Annotated in this window: 29 protein-coding genes; 13 read left to right on the forward strand and 16 right to left on the reverse strand. The window is 62.2% G+C overall.

The window, feature by feature from the left end:
- Positions 1-27 precede the first annotated feature (27 nt).
- The 3 genes from ACP148_RS07070 to ACP148_RS07080 are packed head-to-tail and all read right to left on the reverse strand — an operon-like array spanning position 28 to position 2063.
- Complete coding sequence (locus tag ACP148_RS07070) at positions 28-480, reverse strand: RidA family protein (protein WP_421950233.1); 453 nt, start codon at positions 478-480, stop codon at positions 28-30.
- On the reverse strand, positions 455-1783 hold the full coding sequence (locus tag ACP148_RS07075) for a DNA polymerase IV (RefSeq protein ID WP_421950234.1): 1329 nt from the start codon (positions 1781-1783) through the stop codon (positions 455-457). The genes ACP148_RS07070 and ACP148_RS07075 overlap by 26 nt, the downstream gene beginning before the upstream one ends.
- A 4-nt stretch (positions 1784-1787) precedes the next feature.
- Positions 1788-2063, reverse strand: a complete 276-nt coding sequence (locus tag ACP148_RS07080) for a DUF3572 family protein (RefSeq protein WP_421950235.1) — start codon at positions 2061-2063, stop codon at positions 1788-1790.
- Positions 2064-2163: 100 nt separating this feature from the next.
- On the opposite strand from ACP148_RS07080, the gene ACP148_RS07085 reads away from it, so the two are divergent.
- The 3 genes from ACP148_RS07085 to ACP148_RS07095 all read left to right on the forward strand — a co-directional run bounded on the left by ACP148_RS07085 (position 2164) and on the right by ACP148_RS07095 (position 4891).
- Complete coding sequence (locus tag ACP148_RS07085) at positions 2164-2538, forward strand: response regulator (RefSeq protein ID WP_014130777.1); 375 nt, start codon at positions 2164-2166, stop codon at positions 2536-2538.
- Between the two features lie 39 nt (positions 2539-2577).
- Entirely contained in the window at positions 2578-3948 is a 1371-nt protein-coding gene (locus ACP148_RS07090; RefSeq protein WP_421950236.1) for a PleD family two-component system response regulator, read from the forward strand.
- Positions 3949-4282: 334 nt separating this feature from the next.
- Positions 4283-4891: a hypothetical protein gene (locus ACP148_RS07095; RefSeq protein ID WP_421950237.1), complete on the forward strand. Its 609-nt coding sequence runs from the start codon at positions 4283-4285 to the stop codon at positions 4889-4891.
- Positions 4892-5082: 191 nt separating this feature from the next.
- On the opposite strand, the gene rpmG is transcribed toward ACP148_RS07095, so the two are convergent.
- The 11 genes from rpmG to ACP148_RS07150 form a co-directional block, all read right to left on the reverse strand.
- Positions 5083-5250, reverse strand: a complete 168-nt coding sequence (rpmG, locus tag ACP148_RS07100) for a 50S ribosomal protein L33 (protein WP_014130775.1) — start codon at positions 5248-5250, stop codon at positions 5083-5085.
- 102 nt (positions 5251-5352) lie between these two features.
- Positions 5353-5781 (reverse strand): DUF983 domain-containing protein, encoded by a 429-nt coding sequence (locus ACP148_RS07105; protein WP_421950238.1) that lies wholly within the window; start codon positions 5779-5781, stop codon positions 5353-5355.
- A gap of 3 nt (positions 5782-5784) precedes the next feature.
- A complete protein-coding gene (gene rnr, locus ACP148_RS07110) occupies positions 5785-8079 on the reverse strand; it encodes a ribonuclease R (protein WP_421950239.1) in 2295 nt (764 codons plus the stop codon).
- Between the two features lie 9 nt (positions 8080-8088).
- Positions 8089-10674: a type I DNA topoisomerase gene (gene topA / locus ACP148_RS07115; protein WP_421950240.1), complete on the reverse strand. Its 2586-nt coding sequence runs from the start codon at positions 10672-10674 to the stop codon at positions 8089-8091.
- Positions 10675-10797: 123 nt separating this feature from the next.
- The gene (locus ACP148_RS07120) at positions 10798-11472 is read right to left on the reverse strand and encodes a DJ-1/PfpI family protein (protein WP_421950241.1); all 675 of its coding nucleotides are present in this window, start codon (positions 11470-11472) and stop codon (positions 10798-10800) included.
- Between the two features lie 10 nt (positions 11473-11482).
- Positions 11483-12601, reverse strand: a complete 1119-nt coding sequence (gene dprA / locus ACP148_RS07125; protein ID WP_421950242.1) for a DNA-processing protein DprA — start codon at positions 12599-12601, stop codon at positions 11483-11485.
- A gap of 9 nt (positions 12602-12610) precedes the next feature.
- Positions 12611-13210 carry a glycerol-3-phosphate 1-O-acyltransferase PlsY gene (plsY, locus tag ACP148_RS07130; protein ID WP_421950243.1) on the reverse strand — a complete coding sequence of 200 codons (600 nt, stop codon included), beginning with the start codon at positions 13208-13210 and terminating at the stop codon, positions 12611-12613.
- Positions 13207-14505, reverse strand: coding sequence for a dihydroorotase (gene pyrC, locus ACP148_RS07135; protein ID WP_421950244.1), 1299 nt, complete (start codon positions 14503-14505; stop codon positions 13207-13209). The genes plsY and pyrC overlap by 4 nt, the downstream gene beginning before the upstream one ends.
- Positions 14502-15485 (reverse strand): aspartate carbamoyltransferase catalytic subunit, encoded by a 984-nt coding sequence (locus ACP148_RS07140; protein WP_421950245.1) that lies wholly within the window; start codon positions 15483-15485, stop codon positions 14502-14504. The genes pyrC and ACP148_RS07140 overlap by 4 nt, the downstream gene beginning before the upstream one ends.
- Positions 15486-15564: 79 nt before the next feature.
- Entirely contained in the window at positions 15565-15966 is a 402-nt protein-coding gene (locus ACP148_RS07145; protein WP_421950246.1) for a DUF4345 domain-containing protein, read from the reverse strand.
- A complete protein-coding gene (locus ACP148_RS07150; protein WP_421950247.1) occupies positions 15963-16793 on the reverse strand; it encodes an NmrA family NAD(P)-binding protein in 831 nt (276 codons plus the stop codon). Before ACP148_RS07150 ends, ACP148_RS07145 begins: the two co-directional genes overlap by 4 nt.
- A gap of 132 nt (positions 16794-16925) precedes the next feature.
- On the opposite strand from ACP148_RS07150, the gene ACP148_RS07155 reads away from it, so the two are divergent.
- Positions 16926-17879 carry a cupin domain-containing protein gene (locus ACP148_RS07155; RefSeq protein WP_421950248.1) on the forward strand — a complete coding sequence of 318 codons (954 nt, stop codon included), beginning with the start codon at positions 16926-16928 and terminating at the stop codon, positions 17877-17879.
- Here ACP148_RS07155 and ruvX read toward each other — a convergent pair.
- Entirely contained in the window at positions 17865-18323 is a 459-nt protein-coding gene (gene ruvX, locus ACP148_RS07160; protein ID WP_421950249.1) for a Holliday junction resolvase RuvX, read from the reverse strand. The two genes, ACP148_RS07155 and ruvX, sit on opposite strands and share 15 nt — an antisense overlap.
- A gap of 71 nt (positions 18324-18394) precedes the next feature.
- On the opposite strand from ruvX, the gene ACP148_RS07165 reads away from it, so the two are divergent.
- From ACP148_RS07165 to ACP148_RS07190, 6 genes are all read left to right on the forward strand, one after another.
- Positions 18395-18931, forward strand: a complete 537-nt coding sequence (locus tag ACP148_RS07165) for a hypothetical protein (RefSeq protein ID WP_421950250.1) — start codon at positions 18395-18397, stop codon at positions 18929-18931.
- Positions 18932-19034: 103 nt separating this feature from the next.
- The gene (gene gatC, locus ACP148_RS07170) at positions 19035-19322 is read left to right on the forward strand and encodes an Asp-tRNA(Asn)/Glu-tRNA(Gln) amidotransferase subunit GatC (RefSeq protein WP_421950251.1); all 288 of its coding nucleotides are present in this window, start codon (positions 19035-19037) and stop codon (positions 19320-19322) included.
- A gap of 3 nt (positions 19323-19325) precedes the next feature.
- A complete protein-coding gene (locus ACP148_RS07175) occupies positions 19326-19793 on the forward strand; it encodes a GNAT family N-acetyltransferase (protein ID WP_421950252.1) in 468 nt (155 codons plus the stop codon).
- A gap of 10 nt (positions 19794-19803) precedes the next feature.
- Complete coding sequence (gene gatA, locus ACP148_RS07180) at positions 19804-21288, forward strand: Asp-tRNA(Asn)/Glu-tRNA(Gln) amidotransferase subunit GatA (RefSeq protein WP_421950253.1); 1485 nt, start codon at positions 19804-19806, stop codon at positions 21286-21288.
- The gene (locus ACP148_RS07185; protein WP_421950254.1) at positions 21288-22049 is read left to right on the forward strand and encodes a pentapeptide repeat-containing protein; all 762 of its coding nucleotides are present in this window, start codon (positions 21288-21290) and stop codon (positions 22047-22049) included. The genes gatA and ACP148_RS07185 overlap by 1 nt, the downstream gene beginning before the upstream one ends.
- 73 nt (positions 22050-22122) lie before the next feature.
- Positions 22123-22437, forward strand: a complete 315-nt coding sequence (locus ACP148_RS07190; RefSeq protein ID WP_421950255.1) for a hypothetical protein — start codon at positions 22123-22125, stop codon at positions 22435-22437.
- A 902-nt stretch (positions 22438-23339) separates the two neighbouring features.
- On the opposite strand, the gene ACP148_RS07195 is transcribed toward ACP148_RS07190, so the two are convergent.
- Positions 23340-23597: a YjhX family toxin gene (locus tag ACP148_RS07195; protein ID WP_421950256.1), complete on the reverse strand. Its 258-nt coding sequence runs from the start codon at positions 23595-23597 to the stop codon at positions 23340-23342.
- A gap of 256 nt (positions 23598-23853) precedes the next feature.
- Here ACP148_RS07195 and ACP148_RS07200 point away from each other — a divergent pair, with 256 nt between their 5' ends.
- The 3 genes from ACP148_RS07200 to gatB all read left to right on the forward strand — a co-directional run bounded on the left by ACP148_RS07200 (position 23854) and on the right by gatB (position 26265).
- Positions 23854-24168, forward strand: a complete 315-nt coding sequence (locus ACP148_RS07200) for a chorismate mutase (protein ID WP_421950257.1) — start codon at positions 23854-23856, stop codon at positions 24166-24168.
- Between the two features lie 13 nt (positions 24169-24181).
- Positions 24182-24697 carry a GNAT family N-acetyltransferase gene (locus tag ACP148_RS07205; protein ID WP_421950258.1) on the forward strand — a complete coding sequence of 172 codons (516 nt, stop codon included), beginning with the start codon at positions 24182-24184 and terminating at the stop codon, positions 24695-24697.
- 83 nt (positions 24698-24780) lie between these two features.
- Positions 24781-26265, forward strand: coding sequence for an Asp-tRNA(Asn)/Glu-tRNA(Gln) amidotransferase subunit GatB (gene gatB, locus ACP148_RS07210; RefSeq protein WP_421950259.1), 1485 nt, complete (start codon positions 24781-24783; stop codon positions 26263-26265).
- Positions 26266-26287: the final 22 nt, after the last annotated feature.

Genomic DNA, 26287 nt, shown 5'->3' on the forward strand with positions numbered 1-26287 from the left:
GGGGCCTGATTGCAATCGGAGGTAGGGTTATTCGATCTCGATGATGGCGTCGATTTCAACTGCGGCGCCAAGGGGCAGGGAGGCTACGCCAAACGCGGCGCGGGCGTGCTTACCCGTGTCGCCCAACAGTTTTATGAACAGATCGGAGGCCCCATTGGCCACGATATGCTGCTCGTTGAAATCGGGTGTCGAGGCAACGAGAACCGTCAGCTTCTGGATGGCCTTGACCTGGGACAGCGCCACGACAGTGTTGACCTGGGCCAGAATGTTGATGGCGCAGAGTTCAGCGGCTTTCTGCCCGGTGGCTACGTCGACATCTTTGCCGAGGCAGCCCTTGATGAGCCCGTCGGGGCCCTGGGAAAGCTGGCCTGACACGAACAACAGCTTGCCGGACTGGCGGACCGGGACATAGCTGGCGGCCGGGGCCGATGGGGTGGGCAGGGCGTAACCCAGGTCATTGAGTTTCTGTTCGATCGTCATCGTCGCTCTCCGGTTTTGTCTCTCTGGTTTTGCTTTGGCGGTAGAGTTTGCCGCGCACCAGGGCTTCGCGGCCATATTTGTCCCGCACCTTGTCCATGGCCCGCTCGGCGGCCGCCTTGCGGGCGATCTCGGGTTCGATAAGATCGACCGGATCGATGCCGGTGGCCGCTTCCAGACCGGTAACACCGATGCCGAGCAGGCGAAAGGCCGTGCCGTCCACTTCGCGGGCCAGCAGTTTCACGCCGGTCTCGTAGAGCGTGGTCGCGAGCTGGGTGGGCAGCATGATGTGTTGGGCGCGGGTGCGGGATTTGAATCCGGCCGTCTTGAGTTTCACCGTTATCGTGTCGCCGACCAATTGTTGCTTCTTGAGCCGCTCGGACAACCGCTCACATAGGGAGAGCAGGGCGGTCGAGAGCGACTCGAAATCGGACAGGTCGGTGAAAAAGGTCGTTTCGGTGCTCACCGATTTGGTTTCGCGGTCGATCGAAACGCGCCGGTAGTCCTCGCCACGGGCCAGCTTGGCCAGCCGCGCTCCCATCTCGCCGTAACGGCGCATGAGATCTTCAGGCGCGCGCTGCTGGAGCTGGCCGATGGTGACCAGGCCGTCCTTGCGCAGCGTTTCGGCCATCACCTTGCCGACGCCGAAGATCACGGTAATCGGCTTTTCGGCCAAAAGCGATACGGTCTCGGCTTCCCCGATAATGGCAAAGCCGCGCGGCTTGTCGAGTTCGGAGGCGATCTTGGCGAGGAATTTGTTATGGCTCAGCCCGATCGAGATGGTCACGCCGATCTCGTCCTCGATGCGTTTGGCGAGGCGGGCCAGTGAGACCGCCGGTGCGGCCTTGTGCACCTTTTCGGTGCCGGAAAGATCGAGAAACGCTTCGTCGATGGAGAGCGGCTGGACCAGTGGGGTCAGCGAATCCATCAGCGTTCGGATCTGGCGGCTGACGCCGACATATTTCGCCATGTCGGGCTTGATGATGACCGCCTGCGGGCACAGGCGCCTTGCCTGGAACATCGGCATCGCCGATTTCACCCCGCTCATGCGGGCGATATAGCAGCACGTCGATACCACGCCGCGCTGTCCGCCGCCGACGATCAGCGGCTTGTCGAGCAGGCTCGGATCGTCGCGCTTTTCGACCGAGGCATAAAAGGCGTCGCAGTCGATATGGGCGATGGAAAGGGAGAACAGTTCGGGATGGTGCAGGATGCGGGGCGAACCGCATCTGGAGCATCGGGCAGGCGCTTTCGAGCCTTCCCCGGTTGCAAAACAATCGCGGCACAGATGTCCGCCGGCAGCCATGCCATCAACTCTGCGGGTTGAGGCCGTGCCAAAGCCGCATGACACGGTTCACGTCGAGACCGGCATTGGCGCACATGGCCAGCAAGAGGGATTCGTGGCGGCCAAAATAATCGACAAGGCCCTCGGCCAGGGAGCGTGTGCCGACCGAATCCCGCAGGCGTTGCGGCGAAAAGCCGGCGAGCGCCATGAACCGTTCAAGCTCGTTGACGTCGGCAGCGAGCCAGGTGAGGCAGGCATCGCCAACGGCCAGAAGCTCTTCGGTATCGACCCTATCGCGCACGGTGGCAGACTCAGCTTATTTCTTGTTTCGTAACACATTGCTGTTAGCGCAAAGCAATGACAACTCAAAGCACCCGATTGCCGGTGCCGGACGAGGGTAGATGGCCAAGACCGTCATGATCGTGGAAGATAACGAGCTCAACATGAAGCTCTTTCACGACCTGCTCGAATCCCGTGGGTACGATACCATCCAGACCCGCAACGGGCTGGAGGCGCTCGATCTGGCGCGCGAGCATCGCCCCGATCTGATCCTGATGGACATTCAGCTTCCCGAAGTTTCGGGACTGGTTGTCACCAAATGGCTCAAGGAGGACGACGACCTGGCCCACATTCCGGTGATCGCGGTTACCGCCTTTGCCATGAAGGGCGATGAAGAGCGCATTCTTTCGGGCGGATGTGAAGGCTATATCTCGAAACCCATTTCGGTGCCTCACTTTTTGGAAACGATTGAAAGCTATATTGGCAAGGCCGAATAGCCAGCAATTTCTTCATTCAGGGCCGAAGGGACGCGCGCCGTGACTGCACGAGTGCTCATCGTCGATGACATTCCCACCAATGTGAAACTGCTCGAAGCGCGCTTGCTTGCCGAGTATTTCGATGTGGTGACGGCAGCATCGGGAGCCCAGGCTATCGAGATCTGCCGCGGCCAGGACATCGATATCGTTCTGCTCGACGTCATGATGCCGGAAATGGACGGGTTTACCTGCTGCCAGATCCTCAAGCGCGACGCGCTTACCTCTCATATTCCCATCGTGATGATTACGGCGCTCGATCAGCCTTCCGACCGCGTGCGGGGCCTTGAGGCCGGAGCCGACGACTTTCTGACCAAGCCCGTCGATGACGTGCAACTGCTGGCGCGGGTCAAGAGCCTCGTCCGTCTCAAGGGATTGAGCGACGAGTTGCGGGCCCGCAGCCGCACCAGCCACGAGCTGGCACTTGAGGACACGGCGCGCACCGAGTTCGGCATCGCCGTAGATGGCGGACGCATTCTGGTGATCGATACCGAACGGGCGCGGGCAGAGCGCATCGAGGCGTATCTGCGCAATTCCCACAAGGTTTCTATCCTCATCGATCCCTCTGAGGCGGTGTTCCAGATGTCGGGGGGAGAATTCGAACTCGCCATCGTTTCCATGGCGCTCGAAGGTTTCGATCCGCTGCGCATCTGTTCGCAGATCCGCACGGTAGACCAAACGCGTTCAATTCCCATCATTCTTGTCGCCGAGGACAGGGACCGCGCGCAAGTCGTCAAGGCGCTCGATCTGGGGGTCAACGATTTCATCATGCGCCCTGTCGAGCGGCATGAGCTTTCGGCGCGGGTCAAGACCCAGATCCGGCGTCAGCGCTATACCGTCGAATTGCGCGAGAGCCTCAATTCGACAATGGCCATGGCGGTCATCGATGAACTGACAGGGCTCTATAATCGGCGCTATTTCGAGCGGCATCTGGCGATGGTGCTCAACAAGGCACAGGAGCAGGATCGCGACATGGCGCTGATGCTGCTCGATATCGACTATTTCAAGCCGGTCAACGACACCTATGGGCACGATGCCGGCGACATGGTGCTCAAGGAGTTCGCCACGCGGCTGCAGCGCAACATTCGCGGTGTGGACCTTGCCTGCCGGTTTGGCGGCGAAGAGTTCGTCGTGGTCATGCCCGATACCGATATGCGGGCGGCGCAGGGCGTGGCCGAGCGGGTGCGGAGCGCCATTGCCGATGAGGGGTTCCAGATCGGTACCGAAGGGGCGCTCAACATTACCGTCAGTGCCGGATTGGCGCTGAACGACCAGGACAACGATACCCCTGAATCGGTCATCAAGCGTGCCGACATCGCGCTCTACAGAGCCAAACGGTCGGGGCGCAATCGCGTCGTCCACGACGCGGCCTGATCCTTGGGCTTGGTAAGGTTAACACTTCATTATTAATGGTGAAACCGGCACTTGAGAGCCCTGCAATGCTTGGCGTTGGGGCCGGCTGAGAGTAGGTTGCAAGCACTGAGACGGACGTGCTTACGCGATCCAGTTCAGTACAAACCCCTACGGTTCTCAGGTCCGCCGCAACTCCTGACCCGTAGGGCGGCTGGCCCGGTATCGGACAAGAGTGGCCTCTTCGACAAACCGGACCGGGTCAGCCAACCCAGCCCCCAAATCTACCCTAAATTGGGAACGCAAACGCTTCTTAGCGCTTAAGCTACTGCATGTAGGGCTGCTCAAGGAGGATCGAATGCGACTTTCCCTGACCGCTGCGCTGCTCGGAATGTTGCTCTTTGCCGGCGCAGCATATGCGCAGACACAAGAGCTGCCGAACGCCGATGGGCACGTCTATTCGGGCTCCGTGGCTGTGTTCGGCGGTTCCTACACCACTGGCGATTTCGGTCAGTCTTTTAATCCCGCCGCCGTTCCTTATGAGGACAATTATGTGCTTGGCATCGGCGTTCGGCAGCAAGAACCTGTCCCGGAAGACGGAATCGTTGTCGGATGGGAAGTCGGCGGTGCCGTTCGCGCCGGTGAGTCGACCAGTGCAGAAGTCTGGTCTGGCCCATATTTGGGCCACGACGGAATCGAACTGGGCGACGCAGTGAAACTATCACCCTCGCTCACTTTCGGTCTCAGCGCCGTCACAGGTTCGATGGGCACCGAACAGCGGCGTGCGCTTTCCGATGGCGGCTCGCCAGAGCTGTTGTTTTACCTCAGCCCGGAAATCGCCCTGTCATCATCGCAAGATTCGGACACAGAGGTGTTCTGGAGACTTCATCACAGATCCGGCGCCTGGGGCACACTCGGGGGCGGCTCGGCGAATGCGACGACAGCCGGTCTTCGCCAGCACTTTTAGAGCGCTTCCAGGATAAGTGGGCACCACTTATCCGGTTCGGAAGCGCGACAAAACAAGGACTTAGAGCAATTGGAGCGATTCGAAGAAGCGCTGAAATGCTCTAGGGCCTATGATGGATTGTTTGGCGCAAACAACAAAAAACCCCGCTGCGTGGCGGGGTTTTTCCTGTTCGGCAGATGCGCTCGATCAAATTATTTGATCTTGGCTTCCTTGAATTCCACGTGCTTGCGGACCACCGGATCGTACTTGCGGAAAGAGAGTTTTTCGGTCGCGGTACGGGTGTTCTTTTTGGCGACGTAGTAAAAGCCGGTGTCGGCGGTCGAAACCAGCTTGATCTTGATCGTGTTGGACTTTGCCATCGCGGTAGCCTTTGAAACAAACAGGCCGCGCGACGGTTTTGCGCACGGCTCGGAAAATGAGTTGGGCGCAAACTATGCATTTCGCGCCAAAAGTCAAGCGGATCAACTCCGCTCCTCGTCCTCGAAATCATCATGGGCACCCACGGGGTCGAAGCCGTGCATGTAGCGTGCCCATTGCAGTCCGACGACAGCCCCCTTTGTCACTGGCAGCAGCAGCAGCGAGGAGATGATGATGAGCGGGATCATCACCCACAGATAGGTCAGGGGATGGAGCGGGGTCGAGCTCATCTCCATATGGAGCACGGCTCCAACCGCCAGATGGCCGACAATGGTGATCACGATATAGGGTGGGGCATCATCGGCCCGATGGTGGAAAAACTCCGTCCCGCAGACATCGCACTGGTCGGCGACCTTGAGGTAGCTCGAAAACAGCTTTCCCCGGCCGCAATTGGGGCAGCGGCACTTCATGCCATTGAGCATTGCCGGCCAGGTGGGCCGGGCCGGGCGCAATGTCAGATCGGTATATGGCATCTTCTATCTCCTCGCGCGGTGTCCGCGCGGTGTCGGCTTGCCTTTGCGGGCCTTGCGACCGCGTGTCGGTCCGGGCGGCTTGACCCTCTCCCCTTCAGATAGAACTTCAAACCGCAGCGCGCCAGCCATGGGCGCCGCTTCAAGCAGTCGCACCTCGACACGGTCGCCGATTCTGAAACGCTCGCCGGTGCGTTCGCCGATCAGGGCCTGCTGATCTTCGAAGTGCCGGAAATAGTCCTGGCCGAGCGAAGAGACGGGCACGAAACCGTCCGCCCCGGTCTCATCGAGCCGCACGAAAAGCCCGGCACCGACGAGGCCCGCGATCTTGCCGGTGAACCGGGCGCCGATATGGGCCGCCAGATACTGGGCGAGCAGCCGATCGGCGGTTTCGCGCTCGGCGACCATGGCGCGGCGTTCGGTGGCCGAAATATGCTCGCCGATCGCGCCGAGCCGCTGTTCCTCGGCGACGGTCAGCCCGTCATCGCCGAGGTCGAGGGCGCGGATGAGGGCGCGGTGCACGATCAGGTCGGAATAGCGGCGGATGGGCGAGGTGAAATGGGCGTAGCGGTCGAGATTGAGACCGTAATGGCCGTAATTGCCCGGCGCGTATTCGGCCTGCGCCTGGCTGCGCAGAACCATCTCGTTGACCTGCTGGCTCTTGCCGGCCTTTTCGGCGCGGTAGAGGATCTGGTTGAAATCTTTTGGCCGCAACGCCTCGCTGCGCGGGACGGGCAGGTCGAGGGATTTCAGGAACTCACCCAGCGTCACGACTTTTTCCCGGCTCGGCGCGTCATGGACGCGATAGAGCAGGCCCAGCTTGTGTTTTTCCAGCGTCTCGGCGGCGCAGACGTTGGAAAGAATCATCATCTCCTCGATGAGCTTGTGGGCGTCGAGCCGCTCTGGAACGTAAACGCCCTCGACCATACCGTTGGCATCGAGGCGGATACGGCGTTCGGGCAGATCGAGAGCCAGCGGGCCGCGCCGGTCTCGCGCTTTTGAAAGCGCGGCATAGGCCGCCCAGAGCGGTTTCAGGACCGGTTCGAGCAGGGGGCCGGTCACATCGTCGGGCTGGCCGTCGATCGCCGCCTGCGCCTGCTGGTAGCTGAGCTTGGCCGCCGAGCGCATCATCACCCGATGGAACGAGTGGCTTTTCTTGTTGCCCTCGGCGTCGATAACGATCCGCAACGCCATTGATGCGCGGTTCTCGCCTTCGCGCAGCGAGCACAGATCGTTGGAAATGCGTTCGGGCAGCATCGGCACGACGCGGTCGGGGAAATAGACCGAGTTGCCGCGCAGAAACGCTTCGCGGTCCATAGCCGAGCCGGACTTCACATAATAGGAAACGTCCGCGATCCCCACGCGGATGATAAAGCCCCCGGCATTGGAGGGGTCGGTATCGGGTTCGGCATGGACGGCGTCGTCGTGGTCCTTGGCATCGGCGGGATCGATGGTGACCAGCGGGATGTCACGCCAGTCTTCGCGGCGCTTGAGTGTCGCTTCCTGCGCCTGCTCGGCCTCCTTGAGGACAGAGGCGGGGAAGCGATAGGGGATGTCGAGCGAATGCAGCGCGATCAGGCTGACGGCGCCCTCCGATTGCGGGTTGCCGACCACGCTCACCACCTTGGCGCGCGGGATCATCATGCGTCCCGATACGGTCACTTCGACTTCGACAAGGTCGCCATCTTTGGCATCGCCGAGATCGCCGGCCGAGATCCGCATCTCGCGGGCCTTGCGCTCGATGGGCACCAGCCGCGCGCCGTCATCGTCCATGCGCACGATGCCCAGATCGGCCTTGCGGGGCTTGTCGAGCACCTTCATGGGCCGCGCGGTGTAGGTGGGCACCGTGCCGCCATCGCGCTGGATGCGCGCGAGGATACGGTCGCCGGGCGCGGGAACGACGCGGGCATCCTTGCCGACCGACACCGCAACGCGGGGCTTTTGCCCTTCGTCCTCGTCCCATTTGGCCGGGAAGGCGTGGAGGTTGTCGGGATCGGCATCGGCGGGGATGTCGAGCACGGTAACGGCGGGCAATTCGCCAACCGGGCGCAATTCCTTGCGCTTGCGGGCCAGAAGGCCCTCCTTCTCCATGTCGCGCAGCAGCGCCTTGAGCGGCACGCGATCGTCGCCCTTGATATTGAAGTGCCGGGCGATCTCGCGTTTTGAATTGATGTCGGGAAAATCGGCGATCGCTTCGAGAATCTGTTCGCGGGTCGGCAATTGACCGGGTTTGAAACTGGCCGAACGCCGGCCCTTACGCGGAGCAGGGGCCGAAGGGATTTGTCCTGTGCGTTTGGCCATTTCTATCCTTTAGGCCTCGGCCTTCTTCTTGGCTGCGGGCTTTTTGGCAGCCGTCTTTTTTGCCGCCGGCTTTTTCGCAGCGGCCCTGGGCTTGGCTTTCGCCTTGGTCTTGCCCTTTGAACCGCCCTTGGCGGCGATCAGTTCCAGCGCGCGCTCGAGCGTAACGGCTTCGGGCGCCAGATCCTTTGGCAGGGTAGCGTTGACCTTGCCCTGGTTGACATAGGGGCCGTAACGGCCGGCGCGCACAGTGATCGGGCCGTCGTCATGCTCGAAGGTCTGGATCGCTGCCATGGCAGCGCCGCGCCCTCCGCGACCGCCACCAGCCCGCTTCTGAGCGATCAGGTCAACGGCGCGGTTGAGCCCGACCGTGAAAACCTCCTCCACATCAGGGAGATTGGCGTAGGTCTTTTCGTGCAACACGAAGGGGCCGTAACGGCCGATCCCGGCGCTGATCGGCTTGCCGTCCTCGGGATGCATACCCACTTCGCGCGGCAGCGACAGCAGTTTCAGCGCCTTTTCGAGATCCATCGCGCCCGCATCCCAGCCTTTGGGAATCGAGGAACGCTTGGCATCCTTGGCGTCTTCGCCAAGCTGTACATAGGGGCCGAACCGGCCGGTCTTGAGATAGATTTCCGCGCCGGTTTCGGGGTCCGCGCCCAGAACGCCATCGCCTTGTGCCGCTTCGGACGCCTGCCCGGTGGCGCTTTCGGCCAATTGCTGGGTATGCCGGCATTCTGGGTAGTTCGAGCAGCCGATAAAGGCGCCGTACTTGCCCAGTTTCAGCGAGAGCTGGCCTGTGCCGCAGGTCGGGCAGAGGCGCGGATCGGTCCCATCGGGCTTTTCGGGGAAGATGTGGTTCCCCAAAAGGTCGTTGAGCGCATCGAGGACTTCGGAAACCCGCAGATCCTTGATCTCGTCGGCCTGATGGGAAAAATCCTTCCAGAAGCGCCGCAGCACTTCCTTGTAGTCGATCTGGCCCGCCGAAATCTCGTCGAGTTCTTCCTCGAGCCCGGCGGTAAAGCCGTACTCGACATATCTGGTGAAAAAGCTCTGCAGGAATGCCGTCACCAACCGCCCGCGATCCTCGGGCATGATGGCGCGTTTTTCGAGCTTGATATAATCGCGATCCTGGAGCGTCTTGAGCGTCGCCGCATAGGTCGACGGGCGCCCAATGCCGAGTTCTTCCATCTTCTTGATGAGGCTCGCTTCGGTATAGCGCGCAGGGGGCTGGGTGAAATGCTGATCGATCTCGACTTTTTCGAGCGCCGGGGTGTCGCCGACATTGAGCGCGGGCAGGTCCTTGCCGTCCTCGTCGTCCTCGTCGGTCTTTTCCACGCCGTAGACGCCCAGAAAGCCCGGGAAGGTCACGACCGAGCCGGTGGCGCGCAGCGTGATGGCGCGACCGGCGGCGATGACGTCGATATCGGCGGTGGTGCGCTCGATTTCGGCGGAGCGCATCTGGCTGGCCAGGGCGCGGCGCCAGATCAACTGATAGATCTTGTGCTGGTCGGGGTCGAGATTGCGCAGCGTATCGGGATGCTTGCCCAAGTCTGTGGGCCGGATCGCCTCGTGCGCCTCCTGGGCGTTTTTGGCCTTGGTGCTGTAAAAGCGCGGTTTTTCGGGCACGTATTCGGTCCCGAACTCCTTGCCGATCACCCGGCGCACCGCCTCGATGGCCTCGGGCGCCATCTGCACGGCGTCGGTCCGCATATAGGTAATCAGCCCGTCCTCATAGAGGCGCTGGGCGATCTGCATGGTGCGCGAAGGCGACAGCGACAGCCGCGAGGAGGCGTCCTGCTGTAGCGTCGATGTCGTGAACGGCGCGTAGGGATTGCGCTTCGTGGGCTTCTTGTCGACGCTGGCAACCTTGAAATTGCCTTTCTCGATCGCCGCCTTCAGCCCCTCGGCGTCCTCGCCGGTCTTGATGGCGAGCTTGTCGGTCTTGTCGCCATCGACCGAATACAGCCGCGTCGCAAAGCTCTTGCCGGCCTGGTTCAGGGTCGGGACGACGCTCCAGTATTCCTGCGGCTTGAAGCGCTCGATCTCTTCTTCGCGCTCGGTGACCAGTCGCAGCGCGACCGATTGCACGCGGCCCGCCGAGCGCGAGCCCGGCAGCTTGCGCCACAGGATCGGCGAGAGGGTGAACCCAACGAGATAATCGAGCGCGCGGCGCGCCAGATAGGCATCGACCAGCGGCGCATCGATATCGCGCGGATGCTGCATCGCGGTGGTCACCGCATCCTTGGTGATGGCGTTGAACACCACGCGCTTGACCGGCATGTCGGCCTTGATCGCCTTTTTCCCCTTGAGCGCATCGAGCAGGTGCCAGGAAATGGCCTCGCCTTCGCGATCCGGGTCAGTTGCCAGAATCAGCTCGTCCGCCCCCTTGAGTGCGCGGGTGATGTCGGCCAGACGCTTTTTGGAGTTGGTATCGACTTCCCAGCTCATGGCGAAATCGTCGTCGGGCCGCACCGATCCGTCCTTGGCGGGCAGGTCGCGCACATGGCCAAAGCTGGCCAGAACCTCGAAGTCCTTGCCCAGATATTTGTTGATGGTCTTTGCCTTGGCCGGGCTTTCGACGATGACGACTTTCATGCCTGTGACGGCTCCGCGAATAAGAGAGAATTGCCTTGAAGGGGTGGAGATAGGGCGGAAGACACCCGCCCACAAGGTCCGGGCAAAATGGTGAAACCGTCGGCGTCTGTCAATTGCGCGTGGTTATTGCAGCTTTTCGGCTGCGGCTTGGGATGCCTTGCGGCGCTTTTCGATGAAGGGGCGTATGGCTTCAATGGCCTGCGCCAGACTGGCATCCGACGTCGTTCTTGGCGATCCGCCCGCGAATGGCGGCTGGGGATCGTATTCCATCCCCAATTGCGTCATCTTCGCGCGGTCTTCGCCGAACAGTTGCGCGCACAGGCCCAGCGCAAAATCGATTCCCGAGGTCACGCCGGCCCCCGTTATCACATCGCCGTCGATCACCACGCGCTCGGCAACCGGAGTTACGCCGAACAGCGCGAGTTGGTCGAGCGAGGTCCAGTGGCAGGTCGCCCTGCGCCCCTTGAGCAGTCCTGCCGCCGCGAGAACCAAAGAACCGGTGCAGACCGAAGTGACATAGCGCGCCGTCCGCGCCTGTTGGCGCAGGAAATCGAGCGTTTCAGAATCGTCCATAAGCTCGATCTGCCCCGGTCCGCCCGGCACGAAGACGATATCGGCGGGCGGGCAGGTCGAAAAGGTATGGGTGGGCACAATGGCCAGCCCATTGGCGTCACTCACCGGGTCGAGCGCTTTCCAGACGCGATGCAGCTTGAGCTCGGGATAACGCGCCATCACCTCGAACGGCCCGGTGAGGTCGAGCTGGGTGAGGCGCGGATAGAGCAGCATGGTGACGTTCATAAGCGCTCCCTTATGCCCGCAGCGCGAAGAGTTGTCCGGCCGATCGCTCTATCCGTCCGGCGAGTTCGAGTTCGAGCAGCAGGATCTGCATCACCGGGGCTGTAATGCCTGTCGTTTCGATTAAAAGATCGGTCGCCGTCGGGGCGTGGCTGAGCGCCGTCAGCAGTCGGGTGCGTTCGTCCTCGGACGGGTCCGTCGTTGCAATGATGGCGGGAGATGAATCCAGCGCCTCGTTTTCAAAGAGCGGCAGGCGCGCCGGATCGGCATGGGTGAGTTCGGCGACGATGTCGCGCGCCCCGGTCACCAGCTTTGCACCCTGCTGGATGAGGTGATTGCCACCTTCGGCGCGCGGGTCGAGCGGCGAGCCGGGCACCGCGAAAACCTCGCGGTCCTGCTCCAGCGCAAGCCGGGCGGTAATGAGCGATCCCGACCGCTTGGCGGCCTCGACGATGACCACTCCGAGACTTATGCCGGCCACGAGCCTGTTGCGGCGGGGAAAATCGCGGGCGCGGGGTTCCCAGCCGAGCGGCATTTCGGTGACCAGCGCGCCCCCGGCATCGACTATCGATTGCGCGAGCCCCACATTTTCATGAGGATAGATGTGATCGAGCCCGCCCGCCATCACGGCCACCGTGCCGGTCTGCAGCGCGGCGTGGTGGGCGGCGGCATCGATGCCGCGCGCCAGGCCGGACACGATGACATAGCCCTCGCGCCCCAGATCGGCGGCGAGAAGCTGCGCCATGCGCCGCCCCGCGGCCGAGGCGTTGCGCGCGCCCACAATGCCCACCGTTCGCTTGCCGGACAGCGCCGGGCCGCCCATCACTGTCAACAGCGGCGGAGGGCCGGCGACATGGCGAAGATGGGGCGGATAATCGGGGTCGTTGATCGCGACCAGCCTTGCGCCGATCGCTTCGGTGCGCGCGATTTCGTCCTCGGCTTCGTCCCTGCTGGGAATTTTGAGGTGCTGCCCGCCTCCGCGCCGGACCAGATGGGGCAAGGCATCGAGCGCCGCATCGGCCGATCCGAACCGGTTGATGAGCGTGCGGAACGTGGTCGGCCCGACATTGTCGGCGCGGATAAGGCGGAGCCAGGAAACGCGCTGGGTCGGGGATAAACTCGAGCGCGTCATGTGCTCGGCCTACCCTTTGGCGTTCTTTTTGCCCGAGACCTTGCTTTCGGTCCCCCTGGCCAGCCTTACGATATTTTCCCGGTGGGTGATGAACAGCACGATCGAGAGTATCGCTGTGACCCATGTCAGCTGCACGCCCGAGAAGGCGAAAGCGAACATGGGGGCGGTGGCCGCGGCGGTCAGGGCGGCGAGCGATGAGTAGCGCTGGGCGAACAGGATCAGCAGCCATGTGGCGCAAAAAATCAACCCGATCGGCCAGTTGAGCGCCAGAAGGATACCGACATAGGTCGCAACGCCCTTGCCACCCCTAAAGCCGAGCCAGACCGGAAATATGTGGCCGAGAAAGGCAGCAATCCCGGCGATGGTCGCGACCTCATAACCCCACAGCCAGTTGGCGATCAGAACCGCGACCGCGCCTTTGCCGGCATCGAGGACCAGCGTGAGCGCGGCGAGGTCCCGCCGACCGGTGCGCAACACGTTCGTTGCCCCGATATTGCCCGAACCGATCGTCCGCACGTCCCCCAGTCCGGCCAGATTGGTCGCCAGAAATCCGAAGGGGATCGAGCCGAGCAGATAACCCAATATAAGGGCCAGCGCATATTGGGTCATGCGAAGGCTTCCTCTCTATAAACGATCCGCCCGCCGACCAGGGTCGCCATGACCTTTCCGGACATGCGGGCGTTCTCAAAAGTCGTGTTGGTCGAACGTGAACGGATGGTAGCTTCCTCGACAATCCAGGGATAGTCCGGATCGAAAAGGCAAAGATCGGCCTTGGCGCCCTTGGCGATCCGCCCGGCGCTAATGCCAAGGATTTCGGCGGGCCGGGCTGTCATGGCGCGCAGGATGGTCATCAGATCGGTATCGCCCGAATGCACCAGCCGCAATGCGGCGGCCAGCAGCGTTTCCAGTCCAATGGCTCCGGTCGCGGCGTCCGCAAAAGGCTGGCGCTTGCCCTCGGCATCCTGGGGGTCGTGATCGGAGACGATCACGTCGATCGTCCCGTCCTTGAGCGCTTCGACCAGCGCCAGCCGGTCGTCTTCGGCGCGCAGGGGCGGGTTGAGCTTGAAGAAGGTGCGGTACGAACCGATGTCGTTTTCATTCAGGCACAGATTGTTGATCGAGGCGCCCACCGAAATCGCGCTGCTGCGCCGCTTGTAGAACGCGGCCAACTCGGCCGAACGGGCCGTCGAGATGGCGGCCGCGTGATAGCGGGCGCCGGTCATCAGCGCCAGTTGCAGGTCGCGGTCGAGCGGGATGGTTTCGGCCTCTGCCGGAATACCCTTGAGGCCCCGGAAGGTGGCCAGTGGTCCCGAGTTCATTACGCCGTCGGATACGAGGTGCGCATCTGCGGGCAGGTGCATGATCGGCATGTCGAAATTGGTCGCATAGACCATGGCGGCGCGGATGACCGAACTGCTCTGGAGCGCATTGCGCCCCTCGGTAAAGCAGACAGCACCCGCTTCTTTGAGCAGCCCGAACTCGGTGAGGTCCTTGCCCTCGGTGCCGGTGGTGATCGCGGCGGTGGGCAGGACGTTGACGCAAGTGGTCGCGTCGGCATGGCGGGCGATGAATTCGACAAGGGCGCTGTTGTCGATCACCGGCTGGGTGTCGGGCATGACGAGGATCGATGTCACCCCGCCCGCCGCCGCCGCGCGTCCGGCGCTTTTGAGCGTTTCGCGGTATTCGTGGCCCGGCTCGCCGGTAAAGACCCGCATATCGATCAGGCCCGGCGCCAGCACCAGCTCTTTGGCATCTATGGTTTCGGCTTTTTCCGGAGCGCCCGGCGCCTTGCCCTCGGCAATGTCGGTGATGGTTCCGTTCTCGATCAGCACCGCGCCTTTAAAATCGGCATTGCTGGCAGGATCGACGATGCGGGCGTTTTCTATAAGGAGGGGCTTATTCATTTATCCTCCTCCTTGTTGAGCAGCGCATCGAGCACCGCCATACGCACCGCCACGCCCATCTCGACCTGTTCGGTGATCACCGATTGCGGCCCGTCGGCGATGGCGGGATCGATTTCCACGCCACGGTTCATCGGTCCGGGATGCATGACCAGCGCATCGGCATTGGCTCTGGCGAGCTTGTCGGCGTCGAGCCCGTAAAAGCGATAATATTCGCGCACCGAAGGGATCAGCTTGCCCGAGGCGCGCTCGTTCTGCAGCCGCAGCATCATCACCACGTCGGCGCCTTCGAGGCCCTTTTCCATGTCGGTGAACACTTCGGATGCCATTTGCTCGACGCCGCGCGGCAGGAGCGATTTCGGCGCGATCACCCGCGTGCGGGCCTGCATGGCGCCCAGAAGGATCAAATTGGAGCGCGCAACGCGCGAATTGGCGATATCGCCGCAGATCGCCACGGTCAGCCCGTTCAACCGTCCCTTGTGACGCCTGATGGTCAGCGCATCGAGCAGCGCCTGTGTGGGGTGTTCGTGCGCGCCGTCCCCGGCGTTGAGCACCGCGCATTCGACCTTCTGGCTCAACAATTCCACCGCACCGGACGATCCGTGCCGCACGACGATGGCGTCGGGCTGCATGGCGTTCAGCGTGGCTGCCGTATCGATCAGCGTTTCGCCCTTGGCAACCGAGGAGGTCCGCACGGCCATGTTCATGACCGTCGCCCCCAGCCGCTTGCCGGCGATCTCGAAGCTCGCCTGGGTGCGGGTCGAATTTTCAAAGAACAGATTGATCTGGGTCTTGCCGGCCAGGCTCGGCAGCGTCTTGCGCTGGCGCGAAATGGGGATCATCGCCTCGGCCCGGTCCAAAAGATCGATGATCTCTACCGGGTTGAGCTGGGCGATTCCCAACAAATGCCTGTGGCGGAAAGGAAGGAAGGAGCCGGACGCGCCGGTCTGCGTGTCGGAAGATTCTGGCTGTCGTCGTGCCATCTGATGTCCCACTTGCGACTGCCGGTCCCTATCGCATGGGGGCGGGGGCGGCAAGGGTCGCAAGTGAGATTTCTGTGATTCACGGCCTATGGAGGGACGGTGCTGCCCGCCACCAAAGGGCCGCGCCGCCCATGCCCAGAACAAGTTCGGAGGCCGCCGCGATCATCAGTCCCGCACCGGGCAGCCCGTCGAGGGCGATCGAAATACCGCGCGCCGCCGCGTAGCTGAGATAGAAAATCGCCGCCGTCCCCAGCGAGAGGCGCCGCAGGTCGGGCCTGAATGCGCCAAGGCCGATAACGAGGCCGGTCATCACGAGCCAAAGTCCCGGCGACCGCAACTCGTTTGCCAGATCGACCGAAATGTGTGGGTCAATTCCATAGCTGCCATAGAAGGCGTTCGGCATGGCGACCATGCCCAGCCCTATCGATGCAACGACAGCCCCCGCGACCAGCAGATAGCCGGTTGCCACGCGCGCGATCATGCTGCCTGTCTCCAAGCGCCATTGGCGATTGCGGCGGCAAGATAGTCGGCAAAGTCGCGCGGCTCACGCCCCAGCGCGCGCTGTACTCCGTCGCCGAGCCATTCATTGCGTCCGTCGAACACTTCGGCGCAGAGATCGGCCAGCAGATCGGCACCGTCTTTGCCGATGGCGGGCAGCAGGGCCGCGTGGAAGGCTTCGACACTGAGGGGAACGTAGGTGACATCCAGTCCGGACGCCGCCGAAATCTCCCTTGCGATATCGGCAAACGTCATGAGCCGCGGCCCCGTCACCTCATAGGTTGCGCCATTGTGCCGCTCATCGAGCAGCGCGGCGACGGCAACATCGGCAATGTCTTCGGCATCGACGAAGGGCTCGAGCTTGTCTCCGGCGGCCAGCGCCAGCGTGCCCGAAAGGATCGAGGGAAGCAGCATGCCCTCGTCGAAGTTCTGATTGAACCAGCTTGCCCGCACAATGACATGGTCAAGGCCGCTCTGGCGCACCTTGTCCTCGGACAGTTCGGCGCCGTGCTCGCCGCGCCCCGAGAGCAAAACCACTTTCCGCAGCCCGGAGGCCTCGGCAGTGGCGGTGAACTGTTCGATGATTTCGGGTGCGCCGGGGGCGGCCAGGTCGGGCACATAGGTGACGAAGGCGCTGTGCATGCCTTCCATCGCCCTTGCCCAGCCTGCCGGGTTCTCCCAGTCGAATGCCGGTGCGGTGGAGCGCGAAACGGCCCGATGGGGATGGCCCCTGGCGGCAAGGCGATCGGCCACGCGGGAGCCGATCTTGCCGGTGGCGCCGATGACGAGGATTGGATTGTCGATTGGCATTTTCTGTCTCCTGTTGACGACAATGCCAATGTCATCGGGATTTTTTGGACGAACAATGATCTTTATGCCGTATCTATTTGCTGTTCGTCCGAATAGCTGGACTATCGAAGAGCACCGCGTTAGTTTTCGGAAATGGACGATTGCTTTAAACCCGCGCCGTTGGCCGATCCGCTTGGCGAAGTGCTGCATATGCTGCGGCTTACGGGGACGCTCTATTGCCGCGCGACCATGACGGCCCCCTGGGGGCTCGTCATGCCGAGGCTTGTCGATTCGATGATTTTCGTGATCGTCACCGCCGGACGCGGCGTTGCTGAAATCGATGGTGAGAGCGTGCCGCTTTCGGCCGGCACCATGGTGCTGCTGCCGCACGGCGACAGTTTCAGGCTTTTGAGCGAGACCGGTGCCCAGGCAGAACCGTTGTTCGACCTGCCGGTGGAAAAGATCAGCGAGCGGTACGAATTGATGACCCATGGAGGCGGCGGCGAGATGACCCGCGCCATGGCGGGCGTCGTACAGTTCGACAGCGTTGCCGGACAGCGTTTGATGAGTGTCCTGCCCAATGTCATCCGCATCGACGGTTGGGACGAGTCGCTTGGTGACTGGGTGCAAAGCACGCTGGCGCTGATTGCGCGCGAGGCGAGTGCGCTCAAGCCCGGTGGCGAGATCGTCATGACACGGCTTGCCGACATTCTGGTCATTCAGGCCGTTCGGGCCTGGCTCGATTCGGCGCCAGAAAGCGAGCAGGGCTGGCTTGCCGCGCTGCGCGATCCGCAATTGGGGCGGGCGCTGGTCGCCATTCATCGCTACCCGCGGACCGACTGGACACTCGCACAACTGGCCGGACAGGCCGGCATGTCGCGTTCCGCTTTTTCCGCACGGTTCAGCGCGCGGCTGGGGCAGTCGGCCATGGCCTATCTTGCGCAATGGCGGCTGCATCTGGCGCGGGCGCGGCTCAGGGAAACAGCCGAGACCCTTGCCGTGGTGGCGCGGGAGGCGGGGTATCAGTCAGAAGCTGCTTTCAGCCGTGCCTTCCGGCAGCACTTCGGTATTCCACCCGGAGCTATGCGTCGCTCAGTTGCGGCGTAAGCGGTCCAGCGCACCCTGCAGAATGTAGCTTGCGGCCAGTTTATCCACGACCTCGGCCCGCTTGGCGCGCGAAAGATCGGCCTCCAGCATGGTGCGGGTAACGGCCATCGTGGACATGCGCTCGTCCCAGAACACGATGGGAAGATCGGTCTTTTGCTTCAGGTTGCGAACAAAAGCCCGGGCCGATTGGGCGCGGGGCCCTTCGCTTCCATCCATGTTGAGCGGCAAGCCCATGACGATGCCGGTGACGTTGTTTTGCGCGATCAGCGCCAGCAACCTTTCGGCGTCGGCGGTGAATTTCGTGCGCTTTATGGTCTCGACCGGCGTCGCAGCCATGCGCAGGGAATCGGAGATGGCCACACCGATGGTCTTGGTGCCCAGATCGAGCCCCATCAGCTTACCCGCGGGATGCAGGTCGGCGAGGGGAGAGGGGGCGTCGGTCATCGTGTGGTTCCTTGCGGAGATCTCTGTGTCGGCTTATCAGCAGTTTGCGCCGCACTGGCAAGGGAAATGGAATGAAGATCACCTGGTTTGCCGATATGACCTTTCGCATCCAGATCGCCGGGAGGATCATCGTCACCCATGTCGAGGGCGCGCCCGAGAGGATCGACCGCACCGAGCTGATCGCCGGGGCCCAGACCGTCATTTCCACCCAAAGTCCCGATCTCGCGCAGTTCGATCCCACCGAATGGCGCCCGCGCCGTCGTCCGCGCCTGATCGATGAAGAAGCGGGCGACGAAGGGCTCGACCTCTACCGGTTCGGTGCTCGCGGCCTTGTCGCCTATTCGGTCGATGAGGGGCTGCTGGTTCTCGAAGACGCCGGGGCAGAGGCTCAATGGAATCGGTTCGCGGACAAAGGTGTTGCCGTTCTTTCCGGCTCTGGCGCGCAATGCGCCGCACACGGCACTGCCCTGCTCGATATCGCCCGTCCGCGTCTGATTGCCCTGGCGGTCGATGATGGTGAGATCGACACAGCTTTCGACGCGCTCGCGCCCAAATTGGGACAGGCCAGCCTGATCGTGCTGGAGTCCCGGCTTGCCGTGGAAGTTTAAGATCGGAGCCATAAAGCCTTTCGATGGGCGGATTTGCCGATTGCGTTTGCCGGACGCCCATTGCTAAAAGCCCATTCAACACCAAGCTTGCTAGGAGATGGCTATGTCGGTCGACGCCGATACTGTAAGACGCATCGGGCGTCTGGCCCGCATCCGGATCACCGAAGACGAAGTCGCCGCCTATGAGGGCGAGCTCAACGCCATTCTCGGTTTCGTCGAACAACTCGGCGAAGTCGATGTCGAAGGCGTCGAGCCCATGACTTCGGTCACTCCCATGACCCTGCGCCGCCGCGACGACGCGGTGACCGATGGCGGCTATGCCGACAGGATCGTCGCCAACGCGCCGATTTCGGAAGACAATTTCTTCATGGTCCCCAAGGTCGTGGAGTAGGCAGTGGCCGCAACCATAGCCATCGAGACGCCGTTGACCGATGAGGTGCGGGCGCTGGTCAAGGCGCTCAACGCCTATCTCAACCCGCTCTCGCCGCCGCAATTCCAGTTCCAGATGACCGTCGAGCAGATGGCGGGCGAGGACACTACGGTGTTTATCGCCCGCGACGAGGCCGGGCGGCCCGTTGGTATGGGCGCACTGAAAACGTTTGGCGAGAACATGGCCGAGGTCAAGCGCATGTACACGCTGCCCCAAGTTCGCGGCCAGCGCGTTGGAGCTGCGCTGCTCGACGCCATTGAGGCGCTTGCCCGGCAAAAGGGGGTGACGTTGCTCAAGCTCGAAACCGGAAGCGTGGCCGGGTTCGAACCGGCCTGGCGGCTCTACGAGCGCGGTGGTTTTACCCGCTGCGGCGCCTTCCTCGATTACCCCGATAGCGAATATTCGGCCTTTTACGAAAAGGCCCTGATCTAAGGATTTATCCGTGACCGATCTTACCCGTCTGAGCCTCAAAGCCCTGCGCGATGGCATCGCTGCCAAGGAGTTCACAGCGCTCGAAGCCACCGATTCCTATATCTCGGCGATCGAGGCCGGAAACGACAAGCTCAACGCCTATGTCGCCGTCACCGCCGACCAGGCGCGCGACATGGCCAAGGCATCCGACGCCAAAATCGCGTCCGGCGACAACGGCATGCTCGAAGGCGTGCCGCTGGGCGTCAAGGACCTGTTTGCGACCAAGGGCGTCCACACCCAGGCCGCCAGCCACATCCTCGATGGTTTCAAGCCCGAATATGAATCCACGGTCACCGAACACCTCTGGGCCGACGGCGCTGTCATGCTGGGCAAGCTCAACATGGACGAATTCGCCATGGGCTCGTCCAACGAGACCTCCTACTACGGCCCGGTGGTCAATCCCTGGCGCGGCGAGGGTGGCAACAAGGATCTGGTGCCCGGCGGATCGTCCGGGGGCTCGGCTGCGGCGGTTTCCGCATGGCTGTGCGCCGGGGCGACAGCGACCGATACCGGCGGCTCGATCCGCCAGCCGGCGGCCTTTACCGGCACGGTAGGCATCAAGCCGACCTATGGCCGCTGCTCGCGCTGGGGCACTGTGGCCTTCGCCTCCTCGCTCGATCAGGCCGGTCCGATTGCCCGTACCGTCGAGGATACGGCACTGATGCTGCAGTCGATGGCCGGGTTCGACCCCAAGGATTCCACTTCGGTCGATATGGCCGTCCCCGATTTCGCCGCTGCCGTCGAGCGGGGCGTCAAGGGCATGACAATCGGCGTTCCGGCCGAATATCGCATGGACGGGATGCCTTCCGAGATCGAAAAGCTCTGGAGCCAGGGCCTCGAATGGCTCAAGGCCGAGGGCGCGACGGTCAAGGATATATCCCTGCCGCACACCAAATACGCGCTGCCCGCCTATTACATCGTCGCGCCCGCCGAAGCCTCGTCCAATCTGGCGCGTTATGACGGCGTCAAATACGGCCTTCGCGTTTCGGGCAAGGACATCGCCGACATGTACGAGTTGACCCGCGCCGAAGGGTTCGGCCGCGAGGTCAAGCGCCGCGTGATGATCGGCACCTATGTGCTTTCGGCCGGCTATTACGATGCCTATTACGTCAGGGCCCAGAAGGTGCGCACGCTCATCAAGCGCGATTTCGAGGATGCCTTCAACGCGGGCGTCGATGCCATCCTGACCCCGGCCACCCCGTCGGCCGCCTTTGGCATCGCCGATCAGGAGTTGCACGCCGATCCGGTCAAGATGTATCTCAACGATATCTTCACGGTCACCGTGAACATGGCCGGCCTGCCGGGCATCGCGGTTCCCGCCGGCAAGGACGGGCAGGGGCTGCCGCTCGGGCTGCAACTGATCGGTAAGCCGTTCGATGAGGAAACGCTGTTCGCCGCCGGCCGCGTTATCGAAAAATCCGCCGCGCTCGAGCTGGCCCCGGCCAAATGGTGGTGATGACCCAGGGTCTGCTCGAAGAGCTGATCCTTGCGAAAAAGCCTGTCGAGAACGCCGACCTGTCGGCGATCGACTGGTCCGATCTCCTCGATGGCGCGCTTCATGCGCGCCATTGCGTTTTCCGCGACGCCCATCTGACCGACGCCGAGCTGGCCGGTGCGAAATTTGAGAACTGTTCCTTCGAGCGGGCCCGGTTCGGCGGCGCCAATTTCACCGATGCCGTATTTTCCAATTGCTCGTTCTTCGATGCCGAAACCCGGCAGGGCTGCGATTTCTCCCGCGCCGATTTTGAGGGCGCAACATTTGAAAACTGCAATCTGGCAACGGCGAAATTCGGGCTGGCGAGCCTGTTCGATGCCACCTTCAAGCATTGCAAGGCGGCTGGGGCCGATTTCGAGGATGCGCGTTTTGCCAAGTCGTCGGGCAGGGTGGCGGTGTCCCGCGTGCGGTTCATCGGCACCCAGCTCGATATGTCGAGTTTTCGGCAGGCGCGGCTTGAGGACTGCATGTTTTCCGAATGCAGCCTGCGTCAGGCAGATCTGAGGCAGGTAACGCTCGCGAGTGCCGACATGCGCGGCTCTGACCTATCCGAAGCCAATTTCAACGGCGCCATCCTCGACAACGCCGATCTGCGCGACGCGACGCTGCTCGGCCTCGACGTGACCCAGCTCACCAGCTTCGAAGGCGTCAAGGTTTCCGCCGATCAGTTGACCGACATCGTGCGCCCCCTGGGCATCAGGGTCTTCCCACGGGCCCGCTGAGTCACCATGTTGCGCTCAAGGCCCTTAGCGGCTAACTGACATCTTCAACTGTTTTCCGGTACCTACGAAACTCATGTCCGATATCTTCACCACCCAGGATTGGTCGGCCCCGCCCAAGGATCTCAGCATGCCGCTTCAGGCGCTGTGGTGGATCCGCAAGGGCGAATTCCGCATGGGGCCGGAATGGGAGGAAGCCCATCGGATCGTCGTTCAGATGGAGGGCGTTGAAGCCTTCGATTGGGTTCACGCCCTTTTGCACTGGATCGAAGCCGATATGGGCAATGCCGATTACTGGTATCGCCGTTCGGGCAAACGCCGCGCCGCGCCGTCGGTCTCTCAGGAATGGGAGCATATCGCGATGACGCTTTCGGAAGCGTCGCGGCATTAGAGCGCTTCCAGGATAAGTGGCTACCACTTGTCCGGTTCGGAAGCGCGATAAAACAAAGACTTAGAGCAATTGAAGCGATTCAAGAAAGCGCTGAAATGCTCTAGCCGTCCGCCCTCCCGTCGGGTGCTCCGCCCGCGACCCCATCACCGCCACCGCTCACCCACCCGCGTCATCGCGGGGCTCTCCCCCGCAGCTCCATCGCCACCACTCCCCGGCCCCCTTCGTCATCCTCGGGCCCGCCCCCCGGCGGCTCCATCACCGCCGCTCATCCCACCCCCGTCGTCATCCTCGGGCTCGACCCGGGGATCCGCAGGGCGTCCGCAGGCGCGGCAGAAGTGGTGATCCTTGGCGCGTCATCGGTCCCCAACCCCTTCACCGGCTCGCCGGGCGCAGCAGATCCCGGGTCAAGCCCGAGGATGACGCGGGTGAAGGTGGAAGCGCTGCGAAAAATCTTATCCCCGCCCCATCACCCCCATGCCATTCTCCCCTCACGGTGTCGCCAGGGACGAGGATGCATACGAGCTTCCGGCGAGACCGATCCGGGTTCCATGCGGGTCGCCGCAGGGAAGGCCCAAAGCGGACGGATGGCCGGACGAGGAACCAGGCGTTCCACGTCGTACTCCCGAAAGGGAGAGGGGCACCGACGGGAGGTTGGCAGGGAAAGTGGGCACCGGTTTCCCGGTTCGCCAACCGACCCACTAAAAATGCCAATATCCCGGACGACAAACCCCAGCCCGAGACGCCGCCATAAGCCCAAAACCCCGGATGCGTGGGGCGATGATCGCTTCATATACTAAATAAACATGCGGAGCGTTCATCGCCCCATGCCGTCTCTGAGTTTTGCGACAACCGCGGTCCGATGGACCGGCGGGCGATTTGCCGTGCCGGTCCATCGGCGCTACTCAACGGTTATCCGTCTGCCCGCGCACCAACATCACGCCCCGCCTGGTTATCCGATAGGGGCCACCATCCTGAGAGGCGATGGTTTTGCGGCGGCGCAGCTTCTTGAACAGCGCCATGTCGCACTGGGTCAGGAGCCAGCCGTCGCGGTTGTAGCACTCGATGTCGGCGATCTTGCCGCGTGCGTCCTTGAGCGGCTGGATGTAGCCGCCCTGTGCCAACGCGTGCAGCACGCGCTGTTCGTCTCGGGAAATGTCCATGAAAGTCTGTCTGCAAATTTGGCGGAAAGGACCGCCAGCCGATCGAAACCGTGCCGCCCGCATAACGCAGGGAAGCCGGTGGGTTCGATTTTCAGCCCAGCCTGGTTCGGCCGGGCCTCAGCGGAGCTCAGACAGATTACACATGAGGCGTTTGCTTAAACCCGTGGAGCCGGACAGGCAAGTGGCCGAACAGGGTGGTTGAAAATTGTCGTCCGCCGATGCACACCTGCATCACTGCCAAAATGGGAACACCGCAATGACCGCCACAAAACTGCCCGCCGACTGTGAAACCAAGGACGATGTGCGCGCCGAGATCGACCGGATCGATCATGCGCTGATCGAGCTTTTTGCCGAGCGGCATGCCTATGTGACCCGGATGGCAGAGATCAAGACGGACCCGCACGAGGCCAACGATCCTACCCGGATCGAGGCGGTCGTCGCCAAACGGCGGGCCCAGGCTCTTGAGCTCGATCTGGACGAAGATCAGGCCGAATTGCTCTGGCGCACATTAATTGACTGGAACATCAACTACGAAAAGGGCATCATCATTGCCCGGACCCGGAAAAAATAGAGCGCCAAGGGAAATGCTCGACAATCTGATCCTTCGCCGCGCCTCCATCGCCGAAGCCGACAAGCTCGGCAAGTTGGCTTTTGCGTCCTGGGATTCGAGCATGCGCCACATCATCAGCCCTGAATCCGAAGAGGGAATGGCCGCCGAACGCGCCGCGCTCGAGCTGTCGTTCCAGCTGTTCTGCATCACAGCCAGTGACGCGATTACCGTGGCCGAGCAGGGTGGCGAACTCGTCGGCTGGGGGGCTCGCGAACCGATGAGCGATTATATTTCCGATCTCTGGGTCATCCCGGCCCATCAACGCAACGGCATTGGCCGTTCAATTCTTTCCGCCGTGGAGCAGGATATTTTCCGTGCGGGACATGATGTTGCCGTGCTCGAAACCCATGCGGAAAATGGCGGCGCAATCCGGTTTTACGCCCGCGAGGGGTATGGGATCGTCTGGCGGGGCATAAAATTCTCCCGCATGCTGGGCCAGCGCGTTGAAAAAGTACGCATGGAAAAGCAATTGGTGGTCACGGCCCACTAGCTTGACGGCGGCAATTGTTTTATCCCCCACATCATATTTCCGCGCACAATTGCGCCTGAACAATCAAGCAGGTTCCCGCCTCCATGACACTGGTCGATACACGCACCCCCACCCCGAAATATTTCATCTCCGGCGCCACCGGCGATTGGGAAATGGTCATCGGTATGGAGGTGCATGCCCAGGTGACATCGGAGTCCAAGCTGTTCTCGGGCTCGTCCACCGAATTCGGCAATCCGCCCAATTCCAACGTGTCGTTCGTCGATGCCGCCATGCCTGGCATGCTGCCGGTCATCAATGAGGAATGCGTGCGCCAGGCCGTGCGCACGGGGCTGGGGCTTAAGGCCCAGATCAACAAGCGCTCGGTGTTCGACCGCAAGAACTATTTCTATCCCGATCTTCCTCAGGGCTACCAGATTTCCCAGTTCAAGGACCCGATCGTTGGCGAGGGCAAGGTGATGCTCGACCTCGGTGAAGACGGTGAGGTCGAGATCGGCATCGAACGGCTGCATCTCGAACAGGACGCCGGCAAGTCGATTCATGACCAGCATCCAAACATGAGCTTTGTCGATCTCAACCGCTCGGGCGTGGCCCTCATGGAGATCGTCTCAAAGCCCGATCTGCGCTCGTCGGACGAAGCGAAAGCTTATCTCTCCAAGCTGCGCACAATCCTGCGCTATCTTGGCACCTGCGACGGCAATATGGAGCAGGGTTCGATGCGCGCCGATATCAACGTTTCGGTTCGTCGTCCGGGCGGCGAATTCGGTACGCGCTGCGAGATCAAGAACGTCAACTCGGTCCGTTTCGCAGGTCAGGCGATCGAATATGAAGCGCGCCGCCAGATCGACATTCTGGAGGATGGCGGGGTGATCGACCAGGAAACGCGGCTTTACGATCCAAAGACCGGCGCCACCCGGTCGATGCGGTCCAAGGAAGAAGCGCATGACTATCGCTATTTCCCCGATCCCGATCTGCTGCCGCTCGAATTCGACGATGCGTTCATCGCGATGCTGGCCGAGAACCTGCCGGAGTTGCCCGACGAAAAGAGTGCCCGTCTGGTAGCCGATTATGGCGTTACCCATTACGACGCGTCGGTGCTGGTCTCGGACCGGCGCTATGCCGATTTTTACGAGGATGTCGCGAGAGGACGTGACGGCAAGTTGGCCGCGAACTGGGTCATCAACGAATTTTTCGGGCGTCTCTCCAAGGAGGGGCTTTCCATCGACGACAGTCCCATGGATGCCCACCAGCTCGGCGGCATCGTGGAGTTGATCTCCAAGGGCGAGATTTCGGGCAAGATCGCCAAAGACCTGTTCGAGATCGTGTGGACCGAGGGTGGCGATCCGGCCGAACTGGTCGAATCGCGCGGCATGAAGCAGGTGAGCGATACCGGCGCGATCGAAAAGATCGTCGATGAGATCATCGCCGGCAATCCCGGCCAGGTCGAAGCGGTCAAGACCAAGCCCGGCCTTTTGGGGTGGTTCGTCGGCCAGGTCATGAAGCAGACCGGTGGCAAGGCCAATCCGCAGGCGGTCAACGAAATCCTGAAAGCCAAGCTGGGGCTGGAATAAATAGGGAACACAGGTGACGGGG

It is taken from the genome of Pelagibacterium sp. (genome assembly GCF_965249125.1).
In the GTDB taxonomy this organism is placed as follows: domain Bacteria; phylum Pseudomonadota; class Alphaproteobacteria; order Rhizobiales; family Devosiaceae; genus Pelagibacterium.

Bases quoted from the DNA above. Each gene is read 5' to 3' on its own strand.
- ACP148_RS07200 (WP_421950257.1), top strand. From the start codon at position 23,854: ATGACCGCCACAAAACTGCCCGCCGACTGTGAAACCAAGGACGATGTG.
- ACP148_RS07185 (WP_421950254.1), top strand. From the start codon at position 21,288: ATGACCCAGGGTCTGCTCGAAGAGCTGATCCTTGCGAAAAAGCCTGTC.
- ACP148_RS07145 (WP_421950246.1), bottom strand. From the start codon at position 15,966: ATGATCGCGCGCGTGGCAACCGGCTATCTGCTGGTCGCGGGGGCTGTC.
- ACP148_RS07140 (WP_421950245.1), bottom strand. From the start codon at position 15,485: ATGGCACGACGACAGCCAGAATCTTCCGACACGCAGACCGGCGCGTCC.
- ACP148_RS07105 (WP_421950238.1), bottom strand. From the start codon at position 5,781: ATGCCATATACCGATCTGACATTGCGCCCGGCCCGGCCCACCTGGCCG.
- gatC (WP_421950251.1), top strand. From the start codon at position 19,035: ATGTCGGTCGACGCCGATACTGTAAGACGCATCGGGCGTCTGGCCCGC.
- pyrC (WP_421950244.1), bottom strand. From the start codon at position 14,505: ATGAATAAGCCCCTCCTTATAGAAAACGCCCGCATCGTCGATCCTGCC.
- ruvX (WP_421950249.1), bottom strand. From the start codon at position 18,323: ATGACCGACGCCCCCTCTCCCCTCGCCGACCTGCATCCCGCGGGTAAG.
- ACP148_RS07150 (WP_421950247.1), bottom strand. From the start codon at position 16,793: ATGCCAATCGACAATCCAATCCTCGTCATCGGCGCCACCGGCAAGATC.
- rnr (WP_421950239.1), bottom strand. From the start codon at position 8,079: ATGGCCAAACGCACAGGACAAATCCCTTCGGCCCCTGCTCCGCGTAAG.
- ACP148_RS07195 (WP_421950256.1), bottom strand. From the start codon at position 23,597: ATGGACATTTCCCGAGACGAACAGCGCGTGCTGCACGCGTTGGCACAG.
- ACP148_RS07085 (WP_014130777.1), top strand. From the start codon at position 2,164: ATGGCCAAGACCGTCATGATCGTGGAAGATAACGAGCTCAACATGAAG.
- rpmG (WP_014130775.1), bottom strand. From the start codon at position 5,250: ATGGCAAAGTCCAACACGATCAAGATCAAGCTGGTTTCGACCGCCGAC.
- plsY (WP_421950243.1), bottom strand. From the start codon at position 13,210: ATGACCCAATATGCGCTGGCCCTTATATTGGGTTATCTGCTCGGCTCG.
- gatB (WP_421950259.1), top strand. From the start codon at position 24,781: ATGACACTGGTCGATACACGCACCCCCACCCCGAAATATTTCATCTCC.
- ACP148_RS07075 (WP_421950234.1), bottom strand. From the start codon at position 1,783: ATGGCTGCCGGCGGACATCTGTGCCGCGATTGTTTTGCAACCGGGGAA.
- ACP148_RS07205 (WP_421950258.1), top strand. From the start codon at position 24,182: ATGCTCGACAATCTGATCCTTCGCCGCGCCTCCATCGCCGAAGCCGAC.
- topA (WP_421950240.1), bottom strand. From the start codon at position 10,674: ATGAAAGTCGTCATCGTCGAAAGCCCGGCCAAGGCAAAGACCATCAAC.
- dprA (WP_421950242.1), bottom strand. From the start codon at position 12,601: ATGACGCGCTCGAGTTTATCCCCGACCCAGCGCGTTTCCTGGCTCCGC.
- ACP148_RS07165 (WP_421950250.1), top strand. From the start codon at position 18,395: ATGAAGATCACCTGGTTTGCCGATATGACCTTTCGCATCCAGATCGCC.
- ACP148_RS07095 (WP_421950237.1), top strand. From the start codon at position 4,283: ATGCGACTTTCCCTGACCGCTGCGCTGCTCGGAATGTTGCTCTTTGCC.
- ACP148_RS07190 (WP_421950255.1), top strand. From the start codon at position 22,123: ATGTCCGATATCTTCACCACCCAGGATTGGTCGGCCCCGCCCAAGGAT.
- ACP148_RS07120 (WP_421950241.1), bottom strand. From the start codon at position 11,472: ATGAACGTCACCATGCTGCTCTATCCGCGCCTCACCCAGCTCGACCTC.
- ACP148_RS07155 (WP_421950248.1), top strand. From the start codon at position 16,926: ATGGACGATTGCTTTAAACCCGCGCCGTTGGCCGATCCGCTTGGCGAA.
- ACP148_RS07070 (WP_421950233.1), bottom strand. From the start codon at position 480: ATGACGATCGAACAGAAACTCAATGACCTGGGTTACGCCCTGCCCACC.